The organism is Microbacterium sp. CFSPD4_SD4 (genome assembly GCF_057364585.1).
On record NZ_JBNFOC010000007.1, the window covers coordinates 108209 to 132564 of the forward strand.

Annotated in this window: 18 protein-coding genes; 14 read left to right on the forward strand and 4 right to left on the reverse strand. The window is 68.9% G+C overall.

Translation table 11 applies throughout. The annotated features are described in order from the left end of the window. Window positions 1–78 precede the first annotated feature (78 nt). The 3 genes from AC2W7E_RS11880 (at window position 79) to AC2W7E_RS11890 (ending at window position 4067) form a co-directional block, all read left to right on the forward strand. Window positions 79–795 carry a GntR family transcriptional regulator gene (locus AC2W7E_RS11880; protein WP_144881505.1) on the forward strand — a complete coding sequence of 239 codons (717 nt, stop codon included), beginning with the start codon at window positions 79–81 and terminating at the stop codon, window positions 793–795. 40 nt (window positions 796–835) lie between these two features. Then, a complete protein-coding gene (locus tag AC2W7E_RS11885; protein ID WP_485989166.1) occupies window positions 836–2338 on the forward strand; it encodes a DUF4127 family protein in 1503 nt (500 codons plus the stop codon). 127 nt (window positions 2339–2465) lie between these two features. Next, a complete protein-coding gene (locus tag AC2W7E_RS11890; protein ID WP_485989167.1) occupies window positions 2466–4067 on the forward strand; it encodes a glycosyltransferase family 2 protein in 1602 nt (533 codons plus the stop codon). 48 nt (window positions 4068–4115) lie between these two features. Here the strand turns inward: AC2W7E_RS11890 and AC2W7E_RS11895 are convergent, their stop codons facing one another. After that, window positions 4116–5459: an HNH endonuclease signature motif containing protein gene (locus AC2W7E_RS11895; RefSeq protein WP_303709671.1), complete on the reverse strand. Its 1344-nt coding sequence runs from the start codon at window positions 5457–5459 to the stop codon at window positions 4116–4118. Between the two features lie 264 nt (window positions 5460–5723). On the opposite strand from AC2W7E_RS11895, the gene AC2W7E_RS11900 reads away from it, so the two are divergent. The 5 genes from AC2W7E_RS11900 to AC2W7E_RS11920 all read left to right on the forward strand — a co-directional run bounded on the left by AC2W7E_RS11900 (window position 5724) and on the right by AC2W7E_RS11920 (window position 11659). Further along, window positions 5724–6803 carry an extracellular solute-binding protein gene (locus AC2W7E_RS11900; RefSeq protein ID WP_485989168.1) on the forward strand — a complete coding sequence of 360 codons (1080 nt, stop codon included), beginning with the start codon at window positions 5724–5726 and terminating at the stop codon, window positions 6801–6803. 35 nt (window positions 6804–6838) lie between these two features. Next, window positions 6839–7858, forward strand: a complete 1020-nt coding sequence (locus AC2W7E_RS11905; protein WP_485989169.1) for an ABC transporter ATP-binding protein — start codon at window positions 6839–6841, stop codon at window positions 7856–7858. Between the two features lie 151 nt (window positions 7859–8009). Then, entirely contained in the window at window positions 8010–9719 is a 1710-nt protein-coding gene (locus tag AC2W7E_RS11910) for an ABC transporter permease (RefSeq protein ID WP_164498165.1), read from the forward strand. Beyond that, window positions 9716–10738: a LacI family DNA-binding transcriptional regulator gene (locus AC2W7E_RS11915; protein ID WP_485989170.1), complete on the forward strand. Its 1023-nt coding sequence runs from the start codon at window positions 9716–9718 to the stop codon at window positions 10736–10738. Before AC2W7E_RS11910 ends, AC2W7E_RS11915 begins: the two co-directional genes overlap by 4 nt. 42 nt (window positions 10739–10780) lie before the next feature. After that, complete coding sequence (locus AC2W7E_RS11920; RefSeq protein ID WP_485989171.1) at window positions 10781–11659, forward strand: metallophosphoesterase; 879 nt, start codon at window positions 10781–10783, stop codon at window positions 11657–11659. 4 nt (window positions 11660–11663) lie between these two features. Here AC2W7E_RS11920 and AC2W7E_RS11925 read toward each other — a convergent pair whose 3' ends face one another. Next, window positions 11664–12173 (reverse strand): hypothetical protein, encoded by a 510-nt coding sequence (locus AC2W7E_RS11925; protein WP_485989172.1) that lies wholly within the window; start codon window positions 12171–12173, stop codon window positions 11664–11666. A 97-nt stretch (window positions 12174–12270) separates the two neighbouring features. Here AC2W7E_RS11925 and AC2W7E_RS11930 point away from each other — a divergent pair, with 97 nt between their 5' ends. Next, window positions 12271–12906 carry a DUF6998 domain-containing protein gene (locus tag AC2W7E_RS11930; protein WP_485989173.1) on the forward strand — a complete coding sequence of 212 codons (636 nt, stop codon included), beginning with the start codon at window positions 12271–12273 and terminating at the stop codon, window positions 12904–12906. 121 nt (window positions 12907–13027) lie between these two features. Continuing rightward, window positions 13028–14530 (forward strand): SulP family inorganic anion transporter, encoded by a 1503-nt coding sequence (locus AC2W7E_RS11935; RefSeq protein ID WP_485989174.1) that lies wholly within the window; start codon window positions 13028–13030, stop codon window positions 14528–14530. A gap of 69 nt (window positions 14531–14599) precedes the next feature. On the opposite strand, the gene AC2W7E_RS11940 is transcribed toward AC2W7E_RS11935, so the two are convergent. Then, entirely contained in the window at window positions 14600–15781 is a 1182-nt protein-coding gene (locus tag AC2W7E_RS11940; protein WP_485989175.1) for a hypothetical protein, read from the reverse strand. 713 nt (window positions 15782–16494) lie between these two features. Then, window positions 16495–17712, reverse strand: a complete 1218-nt coding sequence (locus tag AC2W7E_RS11945; protein WP_485989176.1) for an exonuclease domain-containing protein — start codon at window positions 17710–17712, stop codon at window positions 16495–16497. A gap of 71 nt (window positions 17713–17783) precedes the next feature. Between AC2W7E_RS11945 and AC2W7E_RS11950 the strand changes: the two genes are divergently transcribed. From AC2W7E_RS11950 to AC2W7E_RS11965, 4 genes are all read left to right on the forward strand, one after another. Beyond that, window positions 17784–18377, forward strand: a complete 594-nt coding sequence (locus AC2W7E_RS11950) for an HNH endonuclease signature motif containing protein (protein WP_485989177.1) — start codon at window positions 17784–17786, stop codon at window positions 18375–18377. Continuing rightward, window positions 18377–19552: a DUF6361 family protein gene (locus AC2W7E_RS11955; RefSeq protein WP_485989178.1), complete on the forward strand. Its 1176-nt coding sequence runs from the start codon at window positions 18377–18379 to the stop codon at window positions 19550–19552. Before AC2W7E_RS11950 ends, AC2W7E_RS11955 begins: the two co-directional genes overlap by 1 nt. A gap of 85 nt (window positions 19553–19637) precedes the next feature. Beyond that, complete coding sequence (locus tag AC2W7E_RS11960) at window positions 19638–21320, forward strand: phospholipase D family protein (protein WP_485989179.1); 1683 nt, start codon at window positions 19638–19640, stop codon at window positions 21318–21320. After that, a complete protein-coding gene (locus AC2W7E_RS11965) occupies window positions 21317–24355 on the forward strand; it encodes a C-terminal helicase domain-containing protein (RefSeq protein ID WP_485989180.1) in 3039 nt (1012 codons plus the stop codon). The genes AC2W7E_RS11960 and AC2W7E_RS11965 overlap by 4 nt, the downstream gene beginning before the upstream one ends. The last annotated feature ends 1 nt before the right edge of the window (window position 24356 follow it).

Consider the following 24356-nt stretch of genomic DNA (forward strand, 5'->3'; position numbering starts at 1 on the left):
TTAAGAACCGCTGAGAGGAGACATTGACACAATCCCGGGTGATCGTCAAGATTGGGTTAGTCCAAACGAGGGGGAACCATGGCGGCGATCGAGGGCGTCACGAAGCACGAACGCGTGCGGCGGCATCTGGAGAAGGTCATCGACCAGGGGCTCGCACCCCACGAGAAGCTGCCCACGGAGCGCGAGCTCGCGGAGTCGCTCGAGGTGAACCGGCAGACGGTGCGTCGCGCCCTCGACGAGCTCGAACGGGACGGTCTCGTGTACCGGCTGCAGGGGGCTGGCACGTTCGTGAGCGCCTCGCGGATCAGCAAGGCGTTCGAGCTGACCTCGTTCTCCGAGGACATGCTCGCCCGCAACATGCGACCCGGCTCCCTCTCCGTCGACGTGGGCACCGCGGCGGCCGGGCAGACCGCAGGGTACGCCTTGAACCTCAGCCCGCAGTCGCCCGTCGTCCGGATCCGCCGGGTGCGCACCGCCGACGACATCCCGATCTGCCTGGAGGTGTGCTCGATCGCGGCCGACGCGGTGCCGGGCCTGGAGGACGGCATCGAGGGCGACTCGCTCTACGACGACCTGCGCACCCGTTTCGGCATCACCGCCGTGCGCGCCGACCAGGAGATCCACGCGGTCGTCCTCGACGAGGAGCAGGCGGCCGCGCTGCAGACGCCGCCGTTCTCCCCTGCCTTCCTCGTGAAGCGCACGACCTACGACGCCCGCAGCCGCCCGATCGAGTACGCCGAGTCGGTGTATCGCGGCGACCGCTACTCGTACCTCGTCTCCATCGCCCGCCCCTGATCCCCGATCTGCGACCCCCTTCACCGACGAAAGGCTCCTCGTGTCCGACCCGATTCTCCGCCCGCGCATCGCGCTGCTGCCCCTCGACGACCGCCCGGTGAACGTCAAGCTCCCGGGAGACGTCGCGGCCGTCGCGGGCGTGACCCTCGACGTTCCGCCCGCCGCGATCCTCCCCTCCTACCGGACCGCGGGCGATGCCGACGGGCTGGGGGCCTGGCTGCGCGAGCGTGCCGCGGACCCGGCCACGGTGCACCTCGTGGTGTCGGTGGACATGCTGCTCTACGGGGGCCTCATCGCGAGCCGCACGAGTCACGACACCACCCGCGACGTGCTGGCGCGCCTGGACGTGCTGCGCGAGGTGCGGCGGATGCGGCCCGACCTGTCGATCTCGGCGGTGTCGCTCGTGACCAGGGCGAGCAACTCCTACTCCGCGGCCGAGGAGCCGACCTACTGGACGGAGCACGGCAAGGAGATCCACGCGCTCGGCGGCGACGCGCACCGGCTGCTCGGCGAGACCGAGGTGCTGCCGCTCGACGAGCTGACCCCGGTGCCGGCCGATGTGGTCTCCGACTACTCGTCTCGGCGGCTGCGCAACCACATCGTGAACCTCTCCACGCTCGGCCTCGTGGAGGACGAGACCCTCGACTTCCTGGCGATCACCGCCGACGACACCGCCCCCTTCGCGGCGGGCAGCGCGGAGCAGGTGTGGCTCCGGCACTGGATGCGGATGCTGCCGTCGGGCCGGCGTGTGCTGATGTACCCGGGGGCCGACGAGGTCGGGGCCGCGCTGGTCGCCCGGGCCCTCGCGGCGAACGCCGGGGTGACCGCCTCGTTCTCGGTGGCCTGCGCGGACGCCGCCGGCATGGAGCGCATCCCGCCGTACGAGAACATGTCGCTCGCGGCGTCGGCGAGCCGGCAGATCCGCGCGGCCGGTGCCGCGGAGGTCGCCGCGGGAGGCGACGTCACCCTCGTGCTGCACGCCCCCGATCCCGACCGGCACGACATGTTCCGCGGGCGGCCAGAGGTCGTCGACGCCGAGGCCGTCGCGGGAACGGTCGCGCTCGTGCGGGAGCGTCTGGACGCCGGGGAGCACGTGGCCCTGGCCGACGTGCGCTACCCGAACGGCGCGGACGAGGCGCTCGTACGCGCGCTGGCGGAGGCCGGACTGCTCGGGCGCCTGGAGGCCTTCGGCGGGTGGAACACCGCCGGGAACACGCTCGGCAGCGTCGTCGCGGTGGCCGCCGCCGGAGTGGTGGGCCGGGCCACCGGCTCCTTCGACGAGCGCGCCGCGCGGATCGCCCTGCTCACGCGGCTGCTCGACGATTTCGCCTACCAGGCCGTGGTGCGCACCGATGCGGGCCCCTCCCTCTTCCCCGACATCTACCCGATGGCCGAGGATGCGCAGGTCGCGACGGCCGAGCGCGTCATCCGTGCGGAGCTTTCGGCCCTCCTGGAGTCGATGCTGCCCGCCGACGACGTGCGGATCGCGGAGCTGACCCTCCCCTGGCGGCGCTCGTTCGAGATCGGTCTCACCCTGCACTGATCCTCCACGGCGGCGGCATACACCCGGGACCGCCGCGAGCCTGGCGCGCTCCACAGGAAGGGATGGTTGGCTGGAATCTCCGGCGGGGGAGATTCGGGCCGGTCACGATCACAGGGGGATGACGTCCATGAGCAGTGCGACCGGGGGCGAGACGGCCGGAGGGCGCGTGCGGGTGAGCGTGGTGGTGCCGGTGTTCCGGCCGAAGGCGTCGTTCGACGACCTCATCGCCTCGCTCGACGCGCAGACGCTGCCCGCGGGGTCCTTCGAGGTGCTGCTCTGCGACGACGGCTCCGGGGAGGAGACGGCCGCGCGGCTCGAGAGCATCGCGAAGGACCGTCCGCACGTGCGCGCGCTGTCGCTGCCGCACTCCGGGTGGCCGGGCACTCCGCGCAACCGGGGTGTCGAAGAGGCCAGAGGGACGTACGTGCAGTTCGTCGATCAGGACGACCGGCTCTACCCGCGGGCGCTGGAGCGGCTGTGCGACTACGCGGACGAGAACGGCTCCGATGTCGTGGTCGGCAAGGAGGTGGGCATCGGACGCAAGCTGCCCGCCAAGATCTTCCAGCGCGACATCCCGCACGCGGTGCTCGGGGAGGACCCGATCCTGGAGATGCTGACGCCGCACAAGATGTTCCGGACCGCCTTCCTGCGGGAGAACGGCATCCGCTTCCCCGACGGGAAGGTGCGGCTCGAAGACCATCTCTTCGTGATGCAGGCGTACTTCGCCGCCGACACGATCTCGGTCCTCGCGAGCGAGCCCTGCTATGCGTGGGTGAAGGAGCCGGGGAGCGCGAGCTCGGCCCGCATCGAGCCGGAGTCGTACTTCCCGCATCTGGAGACCGTGCTCGACGTGGTCGAGGCGAACACCGAACCGGGGAAGGTGCGGGATCGGCTGCTGCGGCACTGGTTCCGCGGCAAGATCCTCAACAGGATCGCCGGGCGACGGATGGTGAAGTACCCGGCGGAGTACCGCGACCGTCTGCTGGACGTGGTCGTGCCGCTCACGCAGCGTCGTTTCGGACCCGGCGTGGATGCCGGGCTGTCGTTCCCGCAGCGGATCCGGGCCGCTCTGCTGCGTGCCGATCGCCGCGACGACCTGCTCGCACTCGCCGCCTTCGAGGCCGAGACGACCTGCACCGCCGCCGTGATCGCGGCGCGCTGGTCGCGGGGAGGGCTGCAGCTGACCGTGCGCGTCCGCGTGCGTCGGAACGGCGAAGAGGCCTTCGTGTTCGAGACGGTCGGCTCGGCGGATCATCTGCTGTCCCTCCCGCTGTCGACGACGGAGGATCTTCCCTCGGGCCTGCTGAACGCCCGCAAGGAGCGCCGTGCCGACCGGGTCGACGTGGTCGCGCAGGACACCCCGGAGCCGGGCGAGGCCGCGGAGTCCACCGCGGGTTCGGAGCGCAAGGTCGGCGGGCGCCGACCGAAGCGCCTCGACGCGGTTCCCGTCGCCGTGGACCCCATGAAGGTGTTCCGCGAGGACGGTCCGCGCGACGCCGATCTGTCGGTCGCGGTCCGCGTGGCCGGCTGGGTGTTCACGGCGCCGCTGACCGCTGCCCCGGACGTGGTCGCACACCTCGGCCGCTCACCCCTTCTCGCGGGCCGGCGGGTCGAACTCGTGCGGAACGAGGACGGCAGCCTGCGCCTGCACCGGGAATGGCCCGGAGGCGCCTGGCGTGACGCCCTGGCACGCACCGCGCGACGCGTGCGCTCCCGCCTCCGCCGCTGACAGCCCCACAACGCCCCGCGCCCGAACTCGCGTGCCTGCGCACCGCACTCAGGCCGCGACATCGAAGCGTGCCCGTCCGCCCAGCCGCGGCGTGCGCTCCGGGTCGACCCACCGCGGCGGAAGAAACCACGGCCGGCCGCTCACACCGGAACCCTCGATGACGATCTCCCACCCGTTGTCATGGATGCGGTGGTGACAGGTCTCGCAGAGCAGGATCCCGTTCGAGAGATCGGTCGGACCTCGGTCGCGTTGCCACCAGCGGAGGTGGTGAGCCTTCGTCATCCCCGGGGGAAGCCCGCACATCGCGCACCCGCCGTCCCGCTCGACCAGCGCCAGGCGTTGGGCTCGGGTGAAGAGGCGCTTCTCGCGACCCCAGTCCAGGACCTCGCTCGCCCCGCCGAGCACGCAGGGGATGACGCCGCCACCGGCAGCCATCCGCCGCGCGGCACCGATGTCGATCACCTGGTCGAGCCCGTCGATCGTCGCCGACCCGGTGCCGACCTGGAGATCGTCGAGGGACACGCGCACGACCACCGTCGCCCCCGCGAGCGGCACCCGATCACCCTCGCACCCGAGCACATGCCCGCAGAAGAGGGCCAGCGCATCGGCCTGGATCATCGCGACCGAGCGCCGGTCGGCGTCCGGCGACCCGGCGTCAGGCGCATCGAGGCGGGCGGCGAACACGGCGGACACGTGCCCGCGGATCGCAGTGACGACCGGCGCCGCGGTCTCGGCATCGAGCTGCGCGTGCAGGTGCACCATGCCGTCACGCTCGAAGAGGCGCAGTCCGCGCCGAGCGCGCTGCGCCTCCGCCCGCGGCGCCACGCCGTCGGGGTCGAGCCACGCTTCGGCGCGGAGGACGAGTTTGCGCACCGCATCGAGCTCGAGCCCCTCGGCTGTGGCGGCCAGCACCCGCTCCGCCTCGGCGATGCGTTCCGCTCCCGCGGCCACGCGGCAGCGGTCCAGCAAAGCGACGAGGAGACCAGCCGCCGGCGCTCCGAGGGCACCCGACGCGAGCGCTTCTCGGAGGAGCGGGTACCGCGCGGGCAGCGGCGCGCCGAGCAGATCGCTTCGCGGGGCGGTCGCCTCTCCCACCTTCACCAGACGCTGCGCCTCGCCCGTCGAGATGCCTGTCATCGCGGCGATGAGCTTCGCCGCCGTACGGTACCCGCGTTGCTTCGCCAGGCTGTCGGCACCGAGCTCGGCGCGCGACTCCCGGGCGATGCCGGCCGCCACGTCGACGTGCAGTGCATCGAGCCGGCGCCGCAGGAGTCCGATCGCGTCGGCGACGTCGACGAGCTGCGCGCGGGAGAGCTCCGGCGCGCAGCTCGCAGAGCCCCACGCCTCGTCGAGACGCTCCATCGCCTCGCGCAACCCGGACATTTTCGACATGCTTCATTTTATCTCCGAAGCGCCCGACTTTCGAAGCTTTGTTCTAATGAATGCCGGCATTCCGCCCGACCGACAGGGATCTCGCGTCCGGATCCGGCGCAGGCCCCCACCCGTTCACCTCATCGCATCCTCACGTTCACGCCGCGCGCCTATCTTGAGTGCGGACGCGCGACCGCGCTCACGAAACCAGACAATCTTTGTGCCTTCACCACAAGAACCGGTAGTGTCGCATCGACACACCTCGAAGGCGAGAAAGGGATGAACATGGCCGACAGGCAGCAGAGGCGCTGGGCGCTCATCGGATTGACGGCCGCGGCGGCGATCGCGCTCACCGGATGCACGGCGGGCGGCGACGGAGACGCGGACGGCGGCGGCAGCGACGGCGGCTCCGGCGACACCCTCATCGTCTACACGAACTCGAACAGCGACGGCCGTGGTGAGTGGATCACCGAGAAGGCGGCGGACGCGGGCATCGACATCGAGATCGTGGGCCTCGGCGGCGCCGACCTGACGAACCGCATCATCGCGGAGAAGAACAACCCCGTCGGCGACGTGGTGTTCGGCCTGAACAACATGTTCTTCGAGCAGCTCAAGACCGAAGAGGCCATCACGGCCTACGAGCCGAGCTGGAGCGGCGAGGTGCCCGCGGACGCCGGCGACCCGAAGGACGGCGCGTTCTGGCCGCTCGTGGAGCAGGCGATCGTCACGGTCTATGACGAGAACCGCATCAGTGACGCGCCCACCGACCCCGACGACCTGTACACCGACGAGGAGTACGCCGGCCGCTACGAGGTCAACCCCGCGCTCGGCCAGGCGACCCCGCAGCTCGTGCTCGCCAGCATGCTCACCCGTCACCTCGACGAGGACGGCGACCTCGGCGTGAGCGACGAGGGCTGGGACCTGGTGAAGTCGTACTACGCCAATGGCTCCCCCGCCGTGGAGGGCACCGACCTCTACGCCCGCATCACCCGCGACGAGGTGGACTACGGCGTGCTGCCGTCGAGCGGCATCTCCGCCCGCGACGAGGAGTACGGCACCAGCACCGGGATGATCGTGCCCGAGTACGGCGTCCCCTACGTGACCGAGCAGATCGCGCAGATCAACGGCACGGACAACGAGGACAAGGCACAGGAGTTCATCGACTGGTTCGGCAGCGCCGAGGTGCAGGGTGAGTTCGCCGCGGAGTTCAACGCCATGCCGGTGAACGAGGGCGCGGTCGAGAAGGCCAACCCCGAGGTCGTCGAGCTCATGGGCACGCTCGACCGTCAGGACATCGACTTCGGTTTCGTGAGCGAGAACCTCGGCGCCTGGGTCGAGAAGGTCACGCTCGAGTACATCGGCTGACCCGCGCAGTCCCGCACCGGCAGAGAGAGAAGACGATGATCCGTTTCGACGACGTCGAGGTCGTGTTCGGCGACCACCGTGCGGTCTCGCACCTCGATCTGGAGATCCAGGAGGGTGAGTTCTTCACCCTCCTGGGTCCGTCCGGATGCGGCAAGACCACCGCCCTGCGCACGCTCGCGGGGTTCATCGAGCCGACCGGCGGCCGCATCCACATCGCGGGTCGCGACGTGACCCGCGTGCCGAGCGAGAAGCGCGGCGTGGGCATGGTGTTCCAGAACTACGCGCTGTTCCCGAGCATGAACGTGCGGGAGAACATCGCGTTCGGCCTCTCGGTGCAGAAGGTGTCGAAGGCCGAGCAGCGGCGGCGCGTGGACGAGGTCGCCGACCGCACCGGGCTCGCCGCGTCGCAGCTCGAGAAGAACGTGGCGGAGCTGTCCGGCGGCCAGCAGCAGCGCGTCGCCATCGCCCGGGCGCTCGCCCTCACCCCCAGCATCCTGCTGCTCGACGAGCCGCTGTCGAACCTCGACGCCAAGCTCCGCGTGCAGCTGCGCGAACAGCTCAAGGAGCTGCAGCACGAGGTCGGCGTGACCACCGTGTACGTCACCCACGACCAGGAGGAGGCGCTCACCCTCAGCGACCGGATCGCCGTGCTCGACGCCGGGACGCTGCAGCAGGTGGGCACCCCGGAGGAGATCTACGACCGCAGCGCGACGCCCTTCGTCTGCCGGTTCATCGGCGAGAACAACCGCCTCAGCCCCGCGCAGCTCGTCGCGATCGGCGCGGGCCTCGACGCCACGGCCGAGAGCTACGTGCGGCCGGAGAAGCTGCACCTCGCGTCGCCGTCCGAGGCCACCGCCGGCGGCACGGCGTCGCTCGACGGCACCGTCGCGGAGCGCACGTACCACGGCAGCCACAGCGTCTACACGGTGTCGGCGGCCGATGCGACGCTCCGGGTGAGCGTGCCGGCCGCGGCGAGCGCGCACCGGTGGGACGTCGGCGACGCCGTGCGCATCGACGTCGACCCGCGGTGGATCCTGCAGTACCCGGCGGCGTGACATGAGCGCTCCGCAGAACGACTCCCGCCCGGTGCCGCCGCCGTCCGCGGGCATGACCGACGCGCCCGGCGCCCTGACGACCGAGGCCGCCGAGGCGGACACCGCGACGAAGCCCCGCCTCCGCCGCGGACGGCCCGGCAGCGTGCGCGCGATGCTCCGCTCACCGCTGGCCTGGGTGACCGGCATCGTCGTGATCTGGTTCGCCGCCGCCTTCCTCGTGCTGCCGAACGCCGAGCTGCTCGCCGCGACCTTCTTCCCGGACGGCCAGTTCAGCATCCGCGCCGTCGAGAAGCTGCTCGGCAGCGAGCGCGCGCTGAAGACGCTCGGCAACAGCTTCCTCCTCGCGATCACGCTGTCCGTCACGGTCAACGTCGTCGGGGTGTTCATCGTGCTGGTGACGCAGTACTTCCAGGTGCGCGGCGCCAAGCTCCTGTGGCTCGGCTACGCCACCACCCTGATCTACGGCGGCATCGTGCTCGCCGCCGGCTACAACTTCATCTACGGGAAATTCGGCTTCATCACGAATCTGATGGTGAACATCTGGCCGGACATGAACCGGGACTGGTTCTCCGGCTACTTCGCGGTCGTGTTCGTGATGACGTTCGCGACGACGACGAACCACATGCTGTTCCTGTCCTCGTCGCTCGGCAAGGTGGACTACGCGTCGATCGAGGCGGCGAAGCTCATGGGCGCCTCGACCTGGACGATCCTGCGTCGCATCGTGCTGCCGGTCATGAAGCCGATGCTCTTCGCCGTCACCGTGCTGACCTTTCTCATCGGCCTCGGGGCGCTCACCGCGCCCCTCGTGCTCGGCGGGCCGGACTTCCAGACCGTCGCACCGCTCATCATCGACCTGTCGCGCAGCCCGATCACGCGTGACATCGCGGCGCTGCTGGCGATCGTGCTCGGTGTCGCGACGATCATCTTGCTCGCGATCATGAACCGCGCCGAGAAGTCCGGCGTGTACTTCTCGGTGGCGAAGGTGGCGACGCCGATCCAGAAGCAGCGGATCCGCAACCCGTTCGCGAACGCGGTCGTGCACGTGGTCGCCTACCTCCTCTGGGTGATCTACCTCATCCCGGTCGTGCTCATCGTGATCTTCTCGTTCGTGGACGCGCGGAGCATCCTCGCCGGATCCATCACGCTCGACAGCTTCACGCTCGACAACTACATCACCGTGTTCTCCAGCGCGGCGGCCCTCCGCCCGTTCATCGTGAGCGTCGTCTACAGCGCCCTCGCCGCGGTCATCGTGGTGGGCGGCCTGCTGTTCGTCGCGCGGATGATGCAGAAGCACCGCAACCTGCTCACCACGGCCATCGAGTACGTGCTGCACATCCCGTGGATCCTGCCGATCGTGCTGATCGCGCTGGCCTTCGTGATGGCGTTCGACGCCCCGCAGCCGCTCGTGGGCAACATCGTGCTCACGGGGACGCCGGTCCTGCTGCTCGTCGCGTACATCTGCGTGAAGATCCCCTTCACGCTGCGGCTGCTCAAGGCCGGGTTCGCGTCCGTGCCGGACTCCCTGGAGGACGCCTCGCGCATCCTCGGAGCTCGCTCGCTGACCACCTTCCGGCGCGTGCTCATCCCCCTCGTGCTGCCGACAGCGGCCGCGATCACGGCGCTGAACTTCAACAGCCTGCTCGACGACTACGACGCCGCGATCTTCCTCTACCACCCGCTGTACAAGCCGCTCGGCGTCGCGATCCAGGAGAGCACGCGCGGGGAGAACAACCTCGACGCGATGCCCATCACGTTCGTCTACACCGTGCTGCTCATGATCATCATGGGTGTCACCATGTATCTCGTGTATGGACGAGGTTCGCGCGCCGGAGCGCCCCGCCGACGGAAGCAGCGCGCATGAGCGGGGCGGATGCTGGGACTCCCGCCCTGCGGGTCACGATCAGCGACGTCGCCGCGGCGGCCGGGGTGTCGCGAGCCACGGCGACCAGAGCCTTGAAGGGCGAGGGCCGCTTCGCGCCGGAGACGCAGGAGCGCATCCTGGAAGCGGCCGAGCGGCTCGGGTACGTGCGAAACACGATGGCCGCGGAGCTCGCCGCCGGACGCACCGGCACCGTCGGCCTCATGCTTCGCGATGCGAGCAACCCCGCGTACGGTCTCCTCTTCTCCCGGCTGCAGGAGGAGGCGCATCAGCGCGGCCTCGACCTCGTGACCGTCACGATCGGCGCCGACGAACAGGGCGCCAAGCAGGTGAATGCGCTGCACCGGCTGCTCGGCATGCGCGTCGCGGGACTCATCGTCGCCACCGGCGGCATCTCCGCGGCGCAGCTCGAGCCCTTCGCCGACCAGGTGCCGATCCTGCGTGCCGGGCGCGTGGAGTCGGCGGGCCGCATCCACACCGCCCACTACGACGACGAGGGGCACGGACGTCTGCTCGCGGAGCACATCGTCGCGCTCGGCCACCGGGCCGTCGTCGTGCTCGCCGGAAGCCCCGAGGCCTCGTACCCCGAGCACCTGCGCGCGCTCGCGATGCAGGAGGTGCTGACCGCGGCGGGCGTCGCCGTGACGATGATCTCCGCCGGTGCGCGTCCCGAGGACGGCGTCGACGAGGCCCTCGCCGCCGTGCGCGCCGGGGCGACCGCCGTCATGTGCGCCTCGGACTACCGGCAGCTCGCCGTGATGCGCGCCGCCCGCGCCGCCGGGCTCCGCGTGCCGGGGGACGTGAGCGTGACCGGGTGCGACGGCATCCTGCCCGGCGCCGATCTGCTCGGGCTCACCACCCTGCGGATCCCCGTGGAGGCGGTGGCCGCGGCCGCCGTCGAGACCATGCAGCAGCTGCTCACGGCGGACGAGCCGGAGACGCTCGTGCGCCGCTCGTTCACGGGAACGCTCGTCCCGGGCTCCACGGCCGCCGCCGTCTGACATCTGCCCCGACCTGCCTCCGTCCGCCGACCAGGAAGAGACATGATCCTCACCGAACACCCTCGCCCGTCGCACACCTTCGTGCACATCTCCGACACGCACCTGCCCGGTGAGCGGTCGCCGCTGTACGGCAGCGGGGCCGACGCCGACGCGAACCTGGCGGAGATGCTCGACCGGCTCGTCGCCTCGGGGCTCCGTCCCGACGCGCTGCTGTTCACGGGAGACCTGACGGACCGGGGCGATGCTGCCGCCTACCGGCGACTGCGCGAGCTCGTGACGCCCGCCGCTGAGGCGCTCGGGTGCGAGGTCGTGTGGGCGGCCGGCAACCATGACGACCGTCGTGCCATGCGATCGGAGCTCGGACTCGCGGGGGCGGGTGACGAGCCGATCGTCGAGGTGCGGTGGTTCGGGGGGATGCGCGTCATCGTCGTCGATTCGACGGTGCCCGGCGCGCATTGGGGGGAGGTGCCGTCGTCGCAGCTGGATCGGCTGGAGGGAGAGCTGTCGACGGCGGCACCGCAGGGCACGCTGCTGCTCATCCACCATCCGCCCCTGCCGACGGTGCTCGACCTCGCCGTGACGGTCGAGCTGCGGGATCAGGACGCGCTGGCCGCGGTGCTGCGGGGGTCGGACGTGCGAGGCATCCTGTCCGGGCACGTGCACCATCCGTCGTTCGGCACCTTCGCCGGGATCCCCGTGGCCGTCGCCTCGTCGAGCGCGTACGGACAGGACCTCGCGCAGCCCGTCGGGGCGACCCGCGGACAGGACGCCGCGCAGGGCTACAACCTCGTGCACGTGTACGCCGACACCATCGTGCACTCCGCCGTCTCGCTCGAGCGCGGCGCGGACGTCGGGGAGCCGGTCGCCGCCGACGAGGCCGGGCGACGGATCGCCGGCGTCGGGATCGACTGGCGCGACTAAGCCGTCACGAGGTCGTCATCGGCGTCACCTCGACGTCGATCGAGCCGAACGGGAACGGGCTGACGACGCTCCAGGAGTCGCCGGTGAACTGCTCGATCGGGATCAGCCCGAACCACACGTGCGAGACGACGATCGCGACCACCACGAGCAGCCCGACGCCGCGCAGGGTCCACTCCAGGGTGCGAAGCGCCGCGCGCTCGTCAGTCGCCTTCATCACGCGACCCAGCGCGAGCAGCACGATGACGGCGATGGCGATGTAGACGAGGGGGCTCGGCGCGAGGGTGAGCTGGATGCACTGCGGAGCCTCGTCGACCGGCTGGCCTGCGGAATCGATGAACCCGCCGTTCGCGTCGACGCCGCCGGGGCAGATGCCCTTGCTGGCGGTCATGAACACGGGGTAGAGGAATGCGGTGATCAGCGACCAGAGGAGGACTCGGCGGATCGCGGCGATGACCACGACGCCGGGGAGCGCGGCGGATGCCGTGTCCGGGGCGGTGGAGGGGGCGAGCGACATGCGGGGCTCCTTCGGGGCGGTCGTGTTCATCCTGGCGGATGTGTGGGGCGGGTGGAAGCCTTCCTAGTCTTTCCTCGGTCGTCGGTAGCGTGAAGGAGTGAAGATCACCGCCCACGCATTCGCGGCCCGGTTCGACGTGCCGATAGCAGAGGCGCGCGCCGCTCTCCGGTCCCGTCATGGTGCTCTTCCGAAGGGCGGGAAGGCCTGGGACCTGACCGCCGAGGAAGTTCTTGATGTCTTCGATGAGGTCTTCGCTAGGGAGTTAACTCGGCCTCTCGAGTCGGAGCCGACGTCCGCGCTGCTGACGCAGTACGCGCAGATTCTCGCAGAGCTGCGCATGCGCGGAGTCGTTCGGACCGGAAACGCGCCCCTCGGCGACTACGCCGAGTACATCGCCGCTCAGGTCTACGGAGGCATTCTCGAGCCGAACTCCGCCAAGTCGTACGACGTGCTCGCGGGTGACCGTCGCATTCAGGTGAAGGCCCGAACGAGGAACGCATCCACGAGTGCGAATGCGGTCTTCTCCGTCTTTCGATCCTTCGACTTCGACGTCGCCACACTCTTGGTGCTCGATTCGCGCACGTATGCGCTCCAGTGGGCGAGGGAGCTCGGACCGAACGAGGTCCGCAGTGCTTCACGCTGGTCAGCCCATGTGAATGGCCATCTTCTGTCTCTCCGTGCTGCGCAGACTCTGGGGCGGGATGTGACGGCGGAGTTCACGCCCTACCTCTGAGAGTGGCTGGGTAGGCGACAGCGGCCGCGGCGCCCCCGCACTTGTCGGAGAGGCTGGCTGACCCGCGCGCCTTAGGCTGGAACGTCTGCCTCTTCTGTGAGGCGCCTTCCCCTGGAGCTCCATGTCTGCAACGACGGTCGACGACCGCGCCCGCTATCGCGCCCACCCTTCGGTGCTCGATGCCCTGAAGAATCCGCGACTGCTGACGCGAGAGGTGCTGGCCGGGCTCGTCGTCGGGCTCGCGCTCATCCCGGAGGCGATCGCGTTCTCGGTGATCGCGGGCGTCGACCCGAAGGTCGGCCTGTTCTCATCGTTCATCATGGCGGTGTCGATCGCGTTCCTCGGCGGGCGACCGGCGATGGTGACCGCGGCGACCGGTGCCGTGGCGCTCGTGATCGCTCCGGTCGCGCCGACGTACGGCCTCGACTACTTCATCGCGACGGTCATCCTCGCTGGCATCTTCCAGGTGGCCCTCGGGGTGCTCGGCGTGGCGAAGCTGATGCGCTTCATCCCGCGCAGCGTCATGGTCGGATTCGTGAACGCGCTGGCCATCTTCGTGTTCAGCTCGCAGTTCCCGCAGCTCATCGACGTGCCGTGGCTCGTGTATCCGCTGGTGGCTCTCGGGATCGTCGTGATGCTCGTGATGCCGAAGCTCACCAAGATCGTGCCGGCGCCGCTCGTGTCGGTGATCATCGTGACCGGCGTCGTGCTCGCGTTCGGGATCACGGTGCCGACGGTCGGCGATCAGGGTGAGCTGCCTCGGAGCCTGCCGTCGCTGTTCATCCCGAACGTCCCGCTGACGTGGGAGACGTTCACGATCATCGCTCCGTTCGCGCTCGGGGTCGCACTCGTCGGACTGATGGAGTCACTGCTCACCGCGAAGCTCGTCGACGAGATCACCGACACCCACTCGAACAAGACGCGCGAGTCGTGGGGTCAGGGCGTGGCGAACGTGCTGTCGGGGATCTTCGGCGGCATGGGCGGGTGCGCCGTGATCGGTCAGACCATGATCAACGTGAAGGCGTCGGGCGCGCGGACCCGTATCTCGACGTTCTGCGCCGGGATCTTCCTGTTCCTGCTGGTCGTGGTGTTCGGTGACTTCGTCGGGACCATTCCGATGGCGGCGCTCGTCGCCGTGATGATCATGGTCGCGATCGGGGCGTTCGACTGGCACAGTGTGCGGCCGTCGACGCTGAAGCGGATGCCGAAGAGCGAGACGTTCGTGATGGTGTCTACGGTGGCGCTGGTACTCATCACGCACAACCTGGCGGTCGGGGTCGTCGGTGGGGTGCTGGTCGCGTCGGTGCTGTTCGTGCGGCGGGTGGCGCACTTCGTTTCGGTCACGCGCGTGCTGTCTGAGGCCAAGGATGCCGTGACGTACGTCGTGGAGGGGGAGCTGTTCTTCGCGTCGAGCAATGATCTGACGACGTTGTTCTCATATACCGAGGATCCGGGTCGGGTTGTGGTGGATCTGTCCGGGTCACACGTGTGGGATGCGTCGACTGTTGCCGCGTTGGATGCGATCGAGACGAAATACGTCGCGTTGGGGAAGACGGTGGAGATCGTCGGGATGAATGACTCGAGCGGGACGATGCACGGGCGGTTGACGGGAGGGTTCGAGTAGCGGGGAAGCCAGTGCGGCGAACCACTCTCACGCCGAAAGAACGTCAGAGGCCTCGAATGTTGCGCGCGTTTAGCTCGAGGATTCGATTGATTCCGCTTCAGCCGTCTGTTCGTCTGCGCTGTTGTCGGGCTTACCCGTCGCCAACTTTCCTCGCTTGAAGAGACCGGAGACGGCGCCAGCAGCACCCGTTGCCACGCCGCCGACTGCCTTGACAGCGCCACCTGCCGCTCCACCCACGGCTTTCGCTGCTCCACCGGCCGCAGCGCCGACAGTCGTTACCGCACCCTTTACCGCGGTCACCGCGCGCGCCTCGTCGGGAACACCGTCGCCGTCGAGGTCGACGCTCCTGAAGACCTCAGTAGAGTCAACGATTCGTCCCCACACGTTCTCGCCAAAGTCCTTTGCTGACTCCGATGCAGCACGCATCGCAAGCACAGCCTTCGAGGGGTCCGGGATACCGTCGCCGTCGCTGTCCGTCAGCTCGAGCCATTCCGGCCAGATCTCCGTCGGTTCGGAGAAGCCAGCGCGGCACGACTTCACCACGCTGCTTCCGAAGTAGAAGCTGGTCGCTCCTCCCGCCACCGCACCGATAACGGGGATCGCCTTCGAACTGATCTTCACGGCGCCCATCACCGTTCCCTGTGCGATCGCCTGTTTTGCCAGCACCATGGTCACTGGCACGAGCGCGGAATCAGGTATCTGCTGGGCAACCAAGTCGCCCCATTTCGGGGTCGCGCCTGAAAGAGCTCCCCCGGCGACCGCGCGCGCTCCCGCAACAGTTGCTCCGGCGGGGAGCGCGCTCAGCACGATCTGGGACACGGGGCTTCGGCGTTTCTCCCCCAGAAGTGCGCCGAGGACGATGACCTTCGCGCGGTCGGGGTCGTCGACGGAGATTCCACGCAATTCAGCCATGCAGAGAGCGAAGAGAGCAGTTGTCTCATAGAAGAACAGCAGGTCGGCGACCCCGAGCCCAAGTGCCACGGGAATGCCGACCGCGGGGATCGTCGCGGAGGCGCCAACCGCAGCGCTCGCTGCGGTGGTCGTAGCGACGTACTGCGACTCGATGATCTTCATCACCTGAGCGGGTGTGGCTCCCGGGTTCTTTCGGCGCACCTCCTTGATGTACGCCCCCACCGCCGGGCGCTGGACAGCGATGGCCTTGAAGACCTTGTCCTGAAAGTCATCCGGAAGCTTCACCGAGGTGGCAACCTCGGCCGGTGTCGTGTTGACGACGTCTTTGTCCTGCGCCACAAAATCCCCCAGCGTGATCCTCGATCGGTTTCAGAGAGCGCCGACGGATTGACTCGAGGTCTGCGCTAATCGGATGCTAGCGGGCTCCGCGGACATTCCGCGGCGCCCTCACGCCTGTGAAGCCATGCTTCTTTCGGCCAACTCGAGGCATAGTCAGATTCGCAAACGGCAGCGCGAGGTTTGAGTCGATTAGCGCGGAGCGAACTTCGGCTCCGAGTCCCAACACGAATCGTTCGAGCATGACGCGTTCCGCCAGGACAGGGTCAGGCGCGGCTCCGAAATGCACCCAGAGCTTCGATTGGTCCAACATCTTCACGGGCCACCCGCCCGTATGCGGGGCCCGAGCCCCGATACGCGTCGTGTAAAACTGCCGCACACGGGCACGAACGCTGGTCCCAGCGAGTCCTACGTAGATGACAGGCTCCCCCGCGGGCCACATCGCTTGGAGTCGACGTTCGACCGCGGTAGGTGTCGCAGGCGTCCCGTCGATCGACGTCTCCGGCCGCGCGTCGAGTAACGCGGCGATCGCCTGCGAATCGAGGGGCGGGGTTTCGAGGCCTGCGCTCGATTCCAGGTCCTCCGCCGTCGACACGAGATACGCCCCGGGGCCCGCCACGGTTGGACTATCACCCCAGCGCACGACGCCTTGGTGTACGAGACCGGCGTGAGCCAACAACTCAGCCACACTTGTCATGCTCGTGCCGTTCCGTCGGTCACGCGTAGCGCTCGGCGAGCCAGGACTCCCCGACGATCGGGATGCCGTAGTCCCGCGCTTTTCGCGCTTTGCCGGAGAGGGAATCTGGATCGGCCGCGACCACCAGACGCGCTGCTTTAGTGACGGCGGGCTTCGCGACGATGCCATGTTCGCGGAGACGCTGCTCCCACTCCGAACGTGCTCTCGTCATCTCTCCAGTGAGCACGACGATGTCTCCGGGGCTCAGTGTGAAAGTCGATGTCGCGGCAGAAGATTCCACGATCTCGACCGGCTGAGCGACAGCGTCCAGCACGATCTCCGTGGGCACCTCCAGAAGCTGCGCGACAGAGATCAGGTCGGCGCGCTCATCCTCAGTGATCACGCCATCTGCCCAAGCGATCTTGACCAGGGCGGCGAGGTAGTCGCGATGTAGTCGCTCGACCGTAGCGCGAGGCAAACCCGATCGCTCAGCGAACGCGACGAGGGCGTCTTTCTCATGCTCCGACAGGTAGCGGTCGAGGAGGCAGCGCTCGACGAGGGCGACGTATTCCGCTTGCTCGTCGGTGTCGCTGACATCCGGGACGCGGTCGAGGATCCGCTCCAAGAAGGTTGGCGAATAGTCCTCGACGTTGGAACGCGCAAGCCACTCACCGCGCTCCCCGGTGTACGGGGCCAGCCGCTCTGCCTGTCCGAGCGGGTCGCGCCATGAGGACTGCCCCGTGCTCGCCACGAAAGCGCCGAGGAGTTCTGCGGTCGCGCGTGCATCAACCGCTGCGCGGTGTGCCCCACTGAGGTCGATATCGAAGGCAGCGCAGCAGTCGGCGAGCGTGCTGCTTCCGCCAAGGTGGGTCCGCCCCAGTCGCATCGTGCAGATGCTTACGAACGGCACGCCCGCCCAGTAGCCCGCACGCCCCAGCTCGGCTTTGAGGAATCGCATGTCGAATGAGGCGTTGTGCGCCACGACCACGCGCTGTGACAGCAGGTCGACCAGGTCGGCGGTGATGCCGGCGAACTGCGGTGCACGCAGTATCTCGCGGGCACTGATGCCGTGGATGTCCTGCCGCCCGAGGTCTCGGCCCGGGTTGATGAGCGTCTCCCACTGGCCCGTGATCGTGCCATCCGGCTCCGAGTGGACCACAGAAATCTCGATCGCCCGATCTGTCCCCTCTGCGTAAAAGCCCGTGGTCTCGAAGTCGATAGTCGCGAAGCCGGATGAGGGCGCGGGGATCGAGGTCATGCCGCCACTGTAGCGGCGACCGTAGGCACTTGTTCGGACGCTCTCGACGCGAATTCCGCCATGATCGAGACATGAAGTCGCCGATCTACCTCAGCACGTTCGCGATGCCGAAACCCGTGCGGATCACGGGTCGGAGTTCGAGCATTACAAACTCATTCGTGAACGGCATCATCCCTGTGGTCCCGCCAACCGAGGCAGAGGTTCGCGCAGCCCTCGAGACCCTCGGCATGCTCGATCGCGTGAGCTGCAGCTACTGCGGCGACACCAGCACGGAATGGGACCATCTTCGTCCTCTGGTGAGCAACCAGCGGCCGACGGGATACATTTCCGAGATCCACAATCTCGTACCCGCCTGCGGCAAGTGCAACCAGAGCAAGGGCAACAAGGATTGGCTGACCTGGATGCGCAGCTCGGCCCCGCTCTCTCCGAGATCTCGGGGTGTCGCTGACATCGAAGATCGCATCGCTCGCCTACAGGAGTACGAGCGCAGGGCATCCCCGACTCGTGTCGACTTTGAAGCGGCCGTCGGCCCCGAGCTGTGGCAGCGGCACTGGGCGCACCACAAGCACCTGCTGGAGCTGATGCGCGTGGCCGATCAGGACGCGCAGGAGATCAGAACCCGCGTGCGGGAGGCCCATGAGGCCAAGAGACAGGCAGCGCCCTGATGGCGTCCGTGATCACATGGCTCGACGTGTCGGCAGACGAGCAGCGACGGATGCGGGAACTCGCGGCGATGTTCACGCAACGAGACAGCCGAGATGAGCTGGGCATCGGGCAGCTCCGCGACGGCATCAGCGACGCCCTGTTCCCTGGCACGTCAACCCTGCACACCCGCGCCCGCTATCTGCTGTTCGTGCCGTGGTGCTTCCAGTACGCCGCACAGTCGAGGTCACGAGTGAAGGGTGGCACGCGCCAGCCCGATGCGACCGAGCTGGAGCTGATCGAGACCCTGCGGTTCTCGCCGGATGCGGACGGTCTGCTCGGCGAGCGTGCCGGCCGGGACCTGCAGACCCTGCCGTCCTCGGTGTATTGGTCGATGCTGCAGCGGTACGGCATCCTCACCCGGCCGGCGAGTCGTGCGGAGGCGTTCGAGGCGTCGAACCCCCACGTGCACGTCGACGACGACGGCCTGACGACGTCCACCTCCCTCTGGTCTGCCCCACCGATCCCGAAAGGGTTCCCCGACGAGGTGGCTGACGGGTTCGCGCTGACCGCCGATGAGGCGAGCTGGCTGCGGGATCGCGTGCTCGAGCACGCACCCGGCACTCTTCTGGCGCATCTCGTGCAGCACCGGCCTGAGGACGACCGCCGGGCTCCGTGGGAGGACGCGGTCGCGACCCGAGCACCGCAACGGGCTGCAAGGGTCCTGCGCCATGCGCAGCATTTCGCGACGATCCTCCGCGGCGCGCAACTGCTCTACAACCTGCTCCTCGCCGAGGAAGCGGACCGTGCAGAGCTCCGCGACGACTATCGGGATCGCCTTGCCCGGTGGCCCGCGGAGCTCGCGGCGGGCTACGACGAATGGCGCCTCGATGATCTGCTCTCCGTCCTCCGCGAGGAACGTGGCAGCCGGCTCCCGGTCACACCCGCCGCGCAGCGGTTCGTCCAGAACTGGACGACTCTCGTGCAGCGCAGCGATCCGGGCTCGATCGCCGATCTCCTGGAAGCTCGAACGATGATCCGGGAGCGCGAGAAGATCAAGGGCGCGAAGACGCGTCTCGGCAACCCGCGGCGGCTCGAGACGTGGAAGGGGGCGTCGGGCAGCGCCCTGCTGACGTTCCGCTGGGCGACCGTCCGGCAGTTCGCCCGCGACATCCACGAGGGGCTGGCTCGTGCTTGAACCCGATTCGCGCTCGCTCCTGTCCGATCTGCTCCGGCCTCCGGCTGGATTCCACCTGTCACATGCGGTGGGCACGAGCTTCACGATGACCCTCGAAGCCGCCCTGTCGATCCCCCTCGCTTTCGCTGGCGCGGTGGAGGTCGACGACGAGGTCGGCATCCTCGGGGCCGTGCGCCGGGCCACGCAGCGCATCGACCTGTTCGCCCAGGCCGGGTGCCTGGGTCTCGGCACGGCGAGCGAGCTCGTCACCGTCCTCGAGCCGATGGTGCACCCGGTGCGGATGCCGGGGAGCCGCCTGTTCCACCCGAAGGTATGGTTCCTGGAGTTCGAGCGGGACGAGGAGCGCCGCTACCGATTCGTCTGCAGCAGCCGGAACCTCACGAACGACCGCACGTGGGATGCGGTGGTCTCCCTCGACGGTGGGCCCGACGAGGATCTCGACGAGGAGACGGTGCGCTCGAACCACGTGATGGCCGGCCTGCTGCGCTGGCTGGTGGACGACGGTCGGACAGCCCCAGCGCTCGCCCCCGAGCGGGCCGACCGGATCGCGCGGCTGGCGGAGGCGTGGACCGGCATCCGCTGGGAGCATCCAGACCACGTGCGCGCGATCCGGGTGCATGCCTTCGGGATCGGACGGCCATTGAGCGACGCGAGACCGCGTCTCAACGGCATCCGCACCGCCGTCGTCTCCCCGTTCGTCACCGATGAGGGCGTGCGGCTTCTGCGGGCCCGACCAGGCGGCAAAACGACCCTGCTCAGCCGCCCGGAGGCCCTGGATCGGTTGCAGCCCGAGACGCTGCAGGGACTCTCGCTGCGCGTGCTCGACGAGATGGTGGATCAGGCGCTCGCCGACGCCGAGACCTCGGCGGTCGCTTCCGGAGAACTGCGCGGATTGCACGCAAAGGTGGTGGTGCACGACCACGCGCACAAGCAGTCGACACTGCTCGTGGGGTCGGCGAACGCCACTGGGCCAGCCTGGTCGAACAACGTCGAGGTAATGGTCGAGGCCGAGGGGCCGAAGTCGCACCTCGGGGTCGAAGCAGTGCTCGGGTCGCTTGCTCCGCTGATCGAGGAGTACACCACGGCGGGCGGCGCCCAGAGCAGCCAGGACGAGGAGGCCGACCGTCGGCTGGAGAGTGCGCTGCGGGAGCTCGCCCGCGCCCGGCTCGTAGTTCGGGTGAACGCGGAGGGCGAATACACGGTCACGGTGTGGGCGGAGGGTGCGCAGGTGGTGGACGACCGGTTCACGCTGAGCTGGCGGATGCTGTCTCAGCCGGATCCGATCCCCGGGCCTCTGCCGACCGCCGACGCCCCCTACGAGTCCACGGCCCTGCGCCTGGAGCAGATCACTCCGTTCGTGGTGATCGCACTGACGGATGGCGACGGCCGCCGACGCGAGACCCTGGTGGTCGCGGACCTGCTCGACGACGTGCCTGGTCGGGGCGACGCGATCGTCGCCGCTCACCTCACTGAGCCCGGGGCGGTGGCGCGTTTCATACGGCTCATGCTGCAAGACGGGAACCTCACGTCGATCGGCACCGGCGGGGGCGGGGGCGCGTTCTCCTCGGCGTTCGGTGCGGGGGTCGCGGAGAACGGTGCCGGACTGTTGGAGCTTCTCGTGCGGGCGTCGGCCACGAACCGGTCGGGGCTCGTGGACGTGGAGCGGGTGCTGCGGCATGTGCCAGAGGATGCGCGCGGCAACGCTCTGCCGCCGGGCTTCGCCGAGGTGTGGGCGGCAGTCACGGAAGCGGCGGGTGTGGAACGATGACGGGTCTCGACGTCGACGCGGTGATGCGCGGGCTCAAGGGCTTCCAGCAGGACGCGGTGGAGCATGTGATCGACCGTTTCTACGGGTCAGGGCGTGCGGACGGCAGCGGGCGGTTCCTCGTCGCCGACGAGACCGGGTTGGGCAAGAGCGTGATCGCGCGGGGGATCATCGCCAGGGCCATCCAGGAGCTGAACGACGTCGACGCGGTGAAGCGCATCGACATCGTGTACATCTGCAGCAACGCCGACCTCGCCAACCAGAACCTGCAGCGTCTGAACGTCACCGGCGACAAGCACCTAGCGATGGCGACGAGGCTCACGCTGTTGGCACGGGAGAGCCGCAAGCTCGCAGCCCCCGAAGACACGGGCCGCAAGAAGGTGAACCTTGTCTCCTTCACCCCTGGCACGTCGTTCAAGGAGGGCGGCTGGCGGTCGGGCAACGGCGACGAGCGGGCGCTGCTGTGCGTGCTGGCGGAGGATGCGCTCGGGGTGGACGAGGACGAGCCGACGCGCTGGCTCTTCCAAGGGGCTGTGCAGTCGGCGAGAAACTTCGCGGGGCGGGTGCAGTGGACGCGGGACCGCCTGGGTGAGGACGGCGCCGATCCCGAGATCGCCAGGCGGTACCAGGAGGCGATCGTCGGGGACGACCTGTGGGCGCGGTTCCTCGAGCTCCGCGAGGAGGTCCGTGTCCTGGGCGATCGCCCGACCCGCGGTCGACTGTGGCACGAGGTGATGGAGCTCGTCGCGAAGCTGCGTCGGCATCTGGCCCGTGCCGGGGTGGACGCTCTGCAGCCTGATCTGGTCATCCTCGATGAGTTCCAGCGCTTCCGCCCGCTCCTCGATCCGATGACCGAGGGCGGTGAGCTCGCCCACGACCTCTTCAATGCCGAGGGCGTCAGGGTCCTGCTCCTCTCGGCGACCCCGTTTAAGCCCTATACGACGGAGGCTGAGGTCGGCGAGGACCACAATGCCGATTTCCTCAAGCTCATCGAGTTCCTCACCGACAAGGACGCCGTCCGTGTCAGGTCGGTCAAGGATGCGCTCGACGCGCACCGTCTCGCCCTGATCACCGACGGCGATGCGACGGCATCCGCTCGCCGGGTGCGTGAGGTGCTGCTTCCGTACCTGTCGCGGTCGGAGCGGCCGCCGCTCGCGCGCAACCAGGACATGGTGGTCGACCGTCCACTCCACGGCGGGGTGCCGACGGCGGCGGAGATCTCCGACTGGGCGGCGCTGCATCGGCTGGGCACGCATCTCGGAGCGCGGGTGGATCTGGAGCAGTGGAAGTCGATCCCGTATTTCGCCTCGTTCATGGACACGTACAAGTCGGGGAGCAGCGTGCGGGACGCGTTGGGGCGCGACGATGTCACGGTCCGCGAGCTGCTGGCCGCAACGAGAGGGCTGACGCGTGACGAGGTGAGTGCGCGGGAGGAGCTCGATCTCGGCAACGGGCTGCTGCGCGCGTTGGCCGCCGACACGATCGGGCGCGGGTGGTGGAAGCTGCTCTGGATGCCGCCGTCGATGCCGTACTTCCGGCCAGGCCCGGTGTTTTCGAGTGTGGGGGATGTCACGAAGCACGTCGTGTTCTCGGCGTGGAACGGGGTGCCGACCGCAGTCGCTGGCCTGCTCAGCCATGAGGCGGCTCGCCACGCGTATGCGGGTTCGGAACTGTCGACCGATTCGACGAGCAGCCGTCTGACGTGGGCGATCGGCGAGACGGGGCGGCCTACGCAGATGAACTCGCTCGCACTGTTCTGGCCGCATCCAGCTCTGGCCGAGTCGTGGGATCCGCTGCGGGCGGCTCGTGCGGCCGGGGGGCTCGTCGATGCGGAAGGGTTCACGGCGAGCGCCGCCAGCGACGATGATGCGGCAGAGCCGTCACATGCCTTCTTCGCGACACCCGGCGGCGTCCCGGCCGGCGTGAACGCCCTGTCGGTCCTGCGGGTGCTGGATGCGCGGTCTGGCCGTTTCGCGGACTATGTGCGGGCGGCGGTCGAAGCGATGGATCAGGGCCCTCGTGCACACCGTGACCTGGCCCGATTCGGCGCGCACGCTCCGGGGTCGATCGCGTACCGGGCGTTGCGCGGAGCCGCGTCGGCGGATGCGACGGAAGCGGGTGTGTGGCATGCGGCGTGGGTGCTGTCGCTCGGTCTGCGTTCGCTTTTCGCCCGGCCGGACACCGCGGCACTTCTCGACACCGTGGGCGACCCGGGCGCGCACTACTGGAGCGCCGTGCTGGACTATTGCGCGGACGGGAACCTGCAGGCGGTCATCGACGAGTACGTGCACCAGTTACGCAGTGACCTCGGCGGCGGGCTGCTCGACGACGACGGGCTGTGGAAGGTCGCGACGAGTGCGGCGTCGGCGGTGCGGACCAACGCGGCGACGCTGCGCGGGCACGAGGCGACTGCCGAGCGTGCGCAGATCCCGTTCCCGACGAGGTTCGCGGTACGGTACGGCGGCACCGGCACGGACGCCGACGAGAAGGTGGCGGCGCGTCAGAGCGAAGTGCGAGCCGCGTTCAACAGCCCCTTCGCGCCGTTCGTGCTGGCGTCGACGAGCATCGGCCAGGAGGGGATCGACTTCCACTGGTGGAGCCACGCCGTCGTGCACTGGAACCTGCCGTCGAACCCCGTCGACTTCGAGCAGCGCGAGGGCCGGGTGCACCGGTTCATGGGCCATGCTGTGCGCAAGAACGTGGCAGCCGCGCACTGGGATGATGTGCTGTCATCGTCGGAGGGAGCATGGGACGCGGCGTTCGCTGCTGCTCTCGCCACGCCCGAGACCAAGCGGTTGGGCCAGTTCGCGCCATGGTGGGTGTACGAGGGGGGCGCCCGGATCCACCGGCGGATCGCCTCGTTCACGTTGAGCCGCGATCACGACAAGTACGAACGCCTGCTCGACGCCTTGACCCTGTACCGCCTCACCCTCGGGCAACCCCGGCAGGAGGACCTGCTGCGGTTGATGACGCAGGGGGGCGTTGACCGGGACCTTACGGCCGGAGCCCTCGACCTGAGGCCGCCGGGGCGGGGGTGAC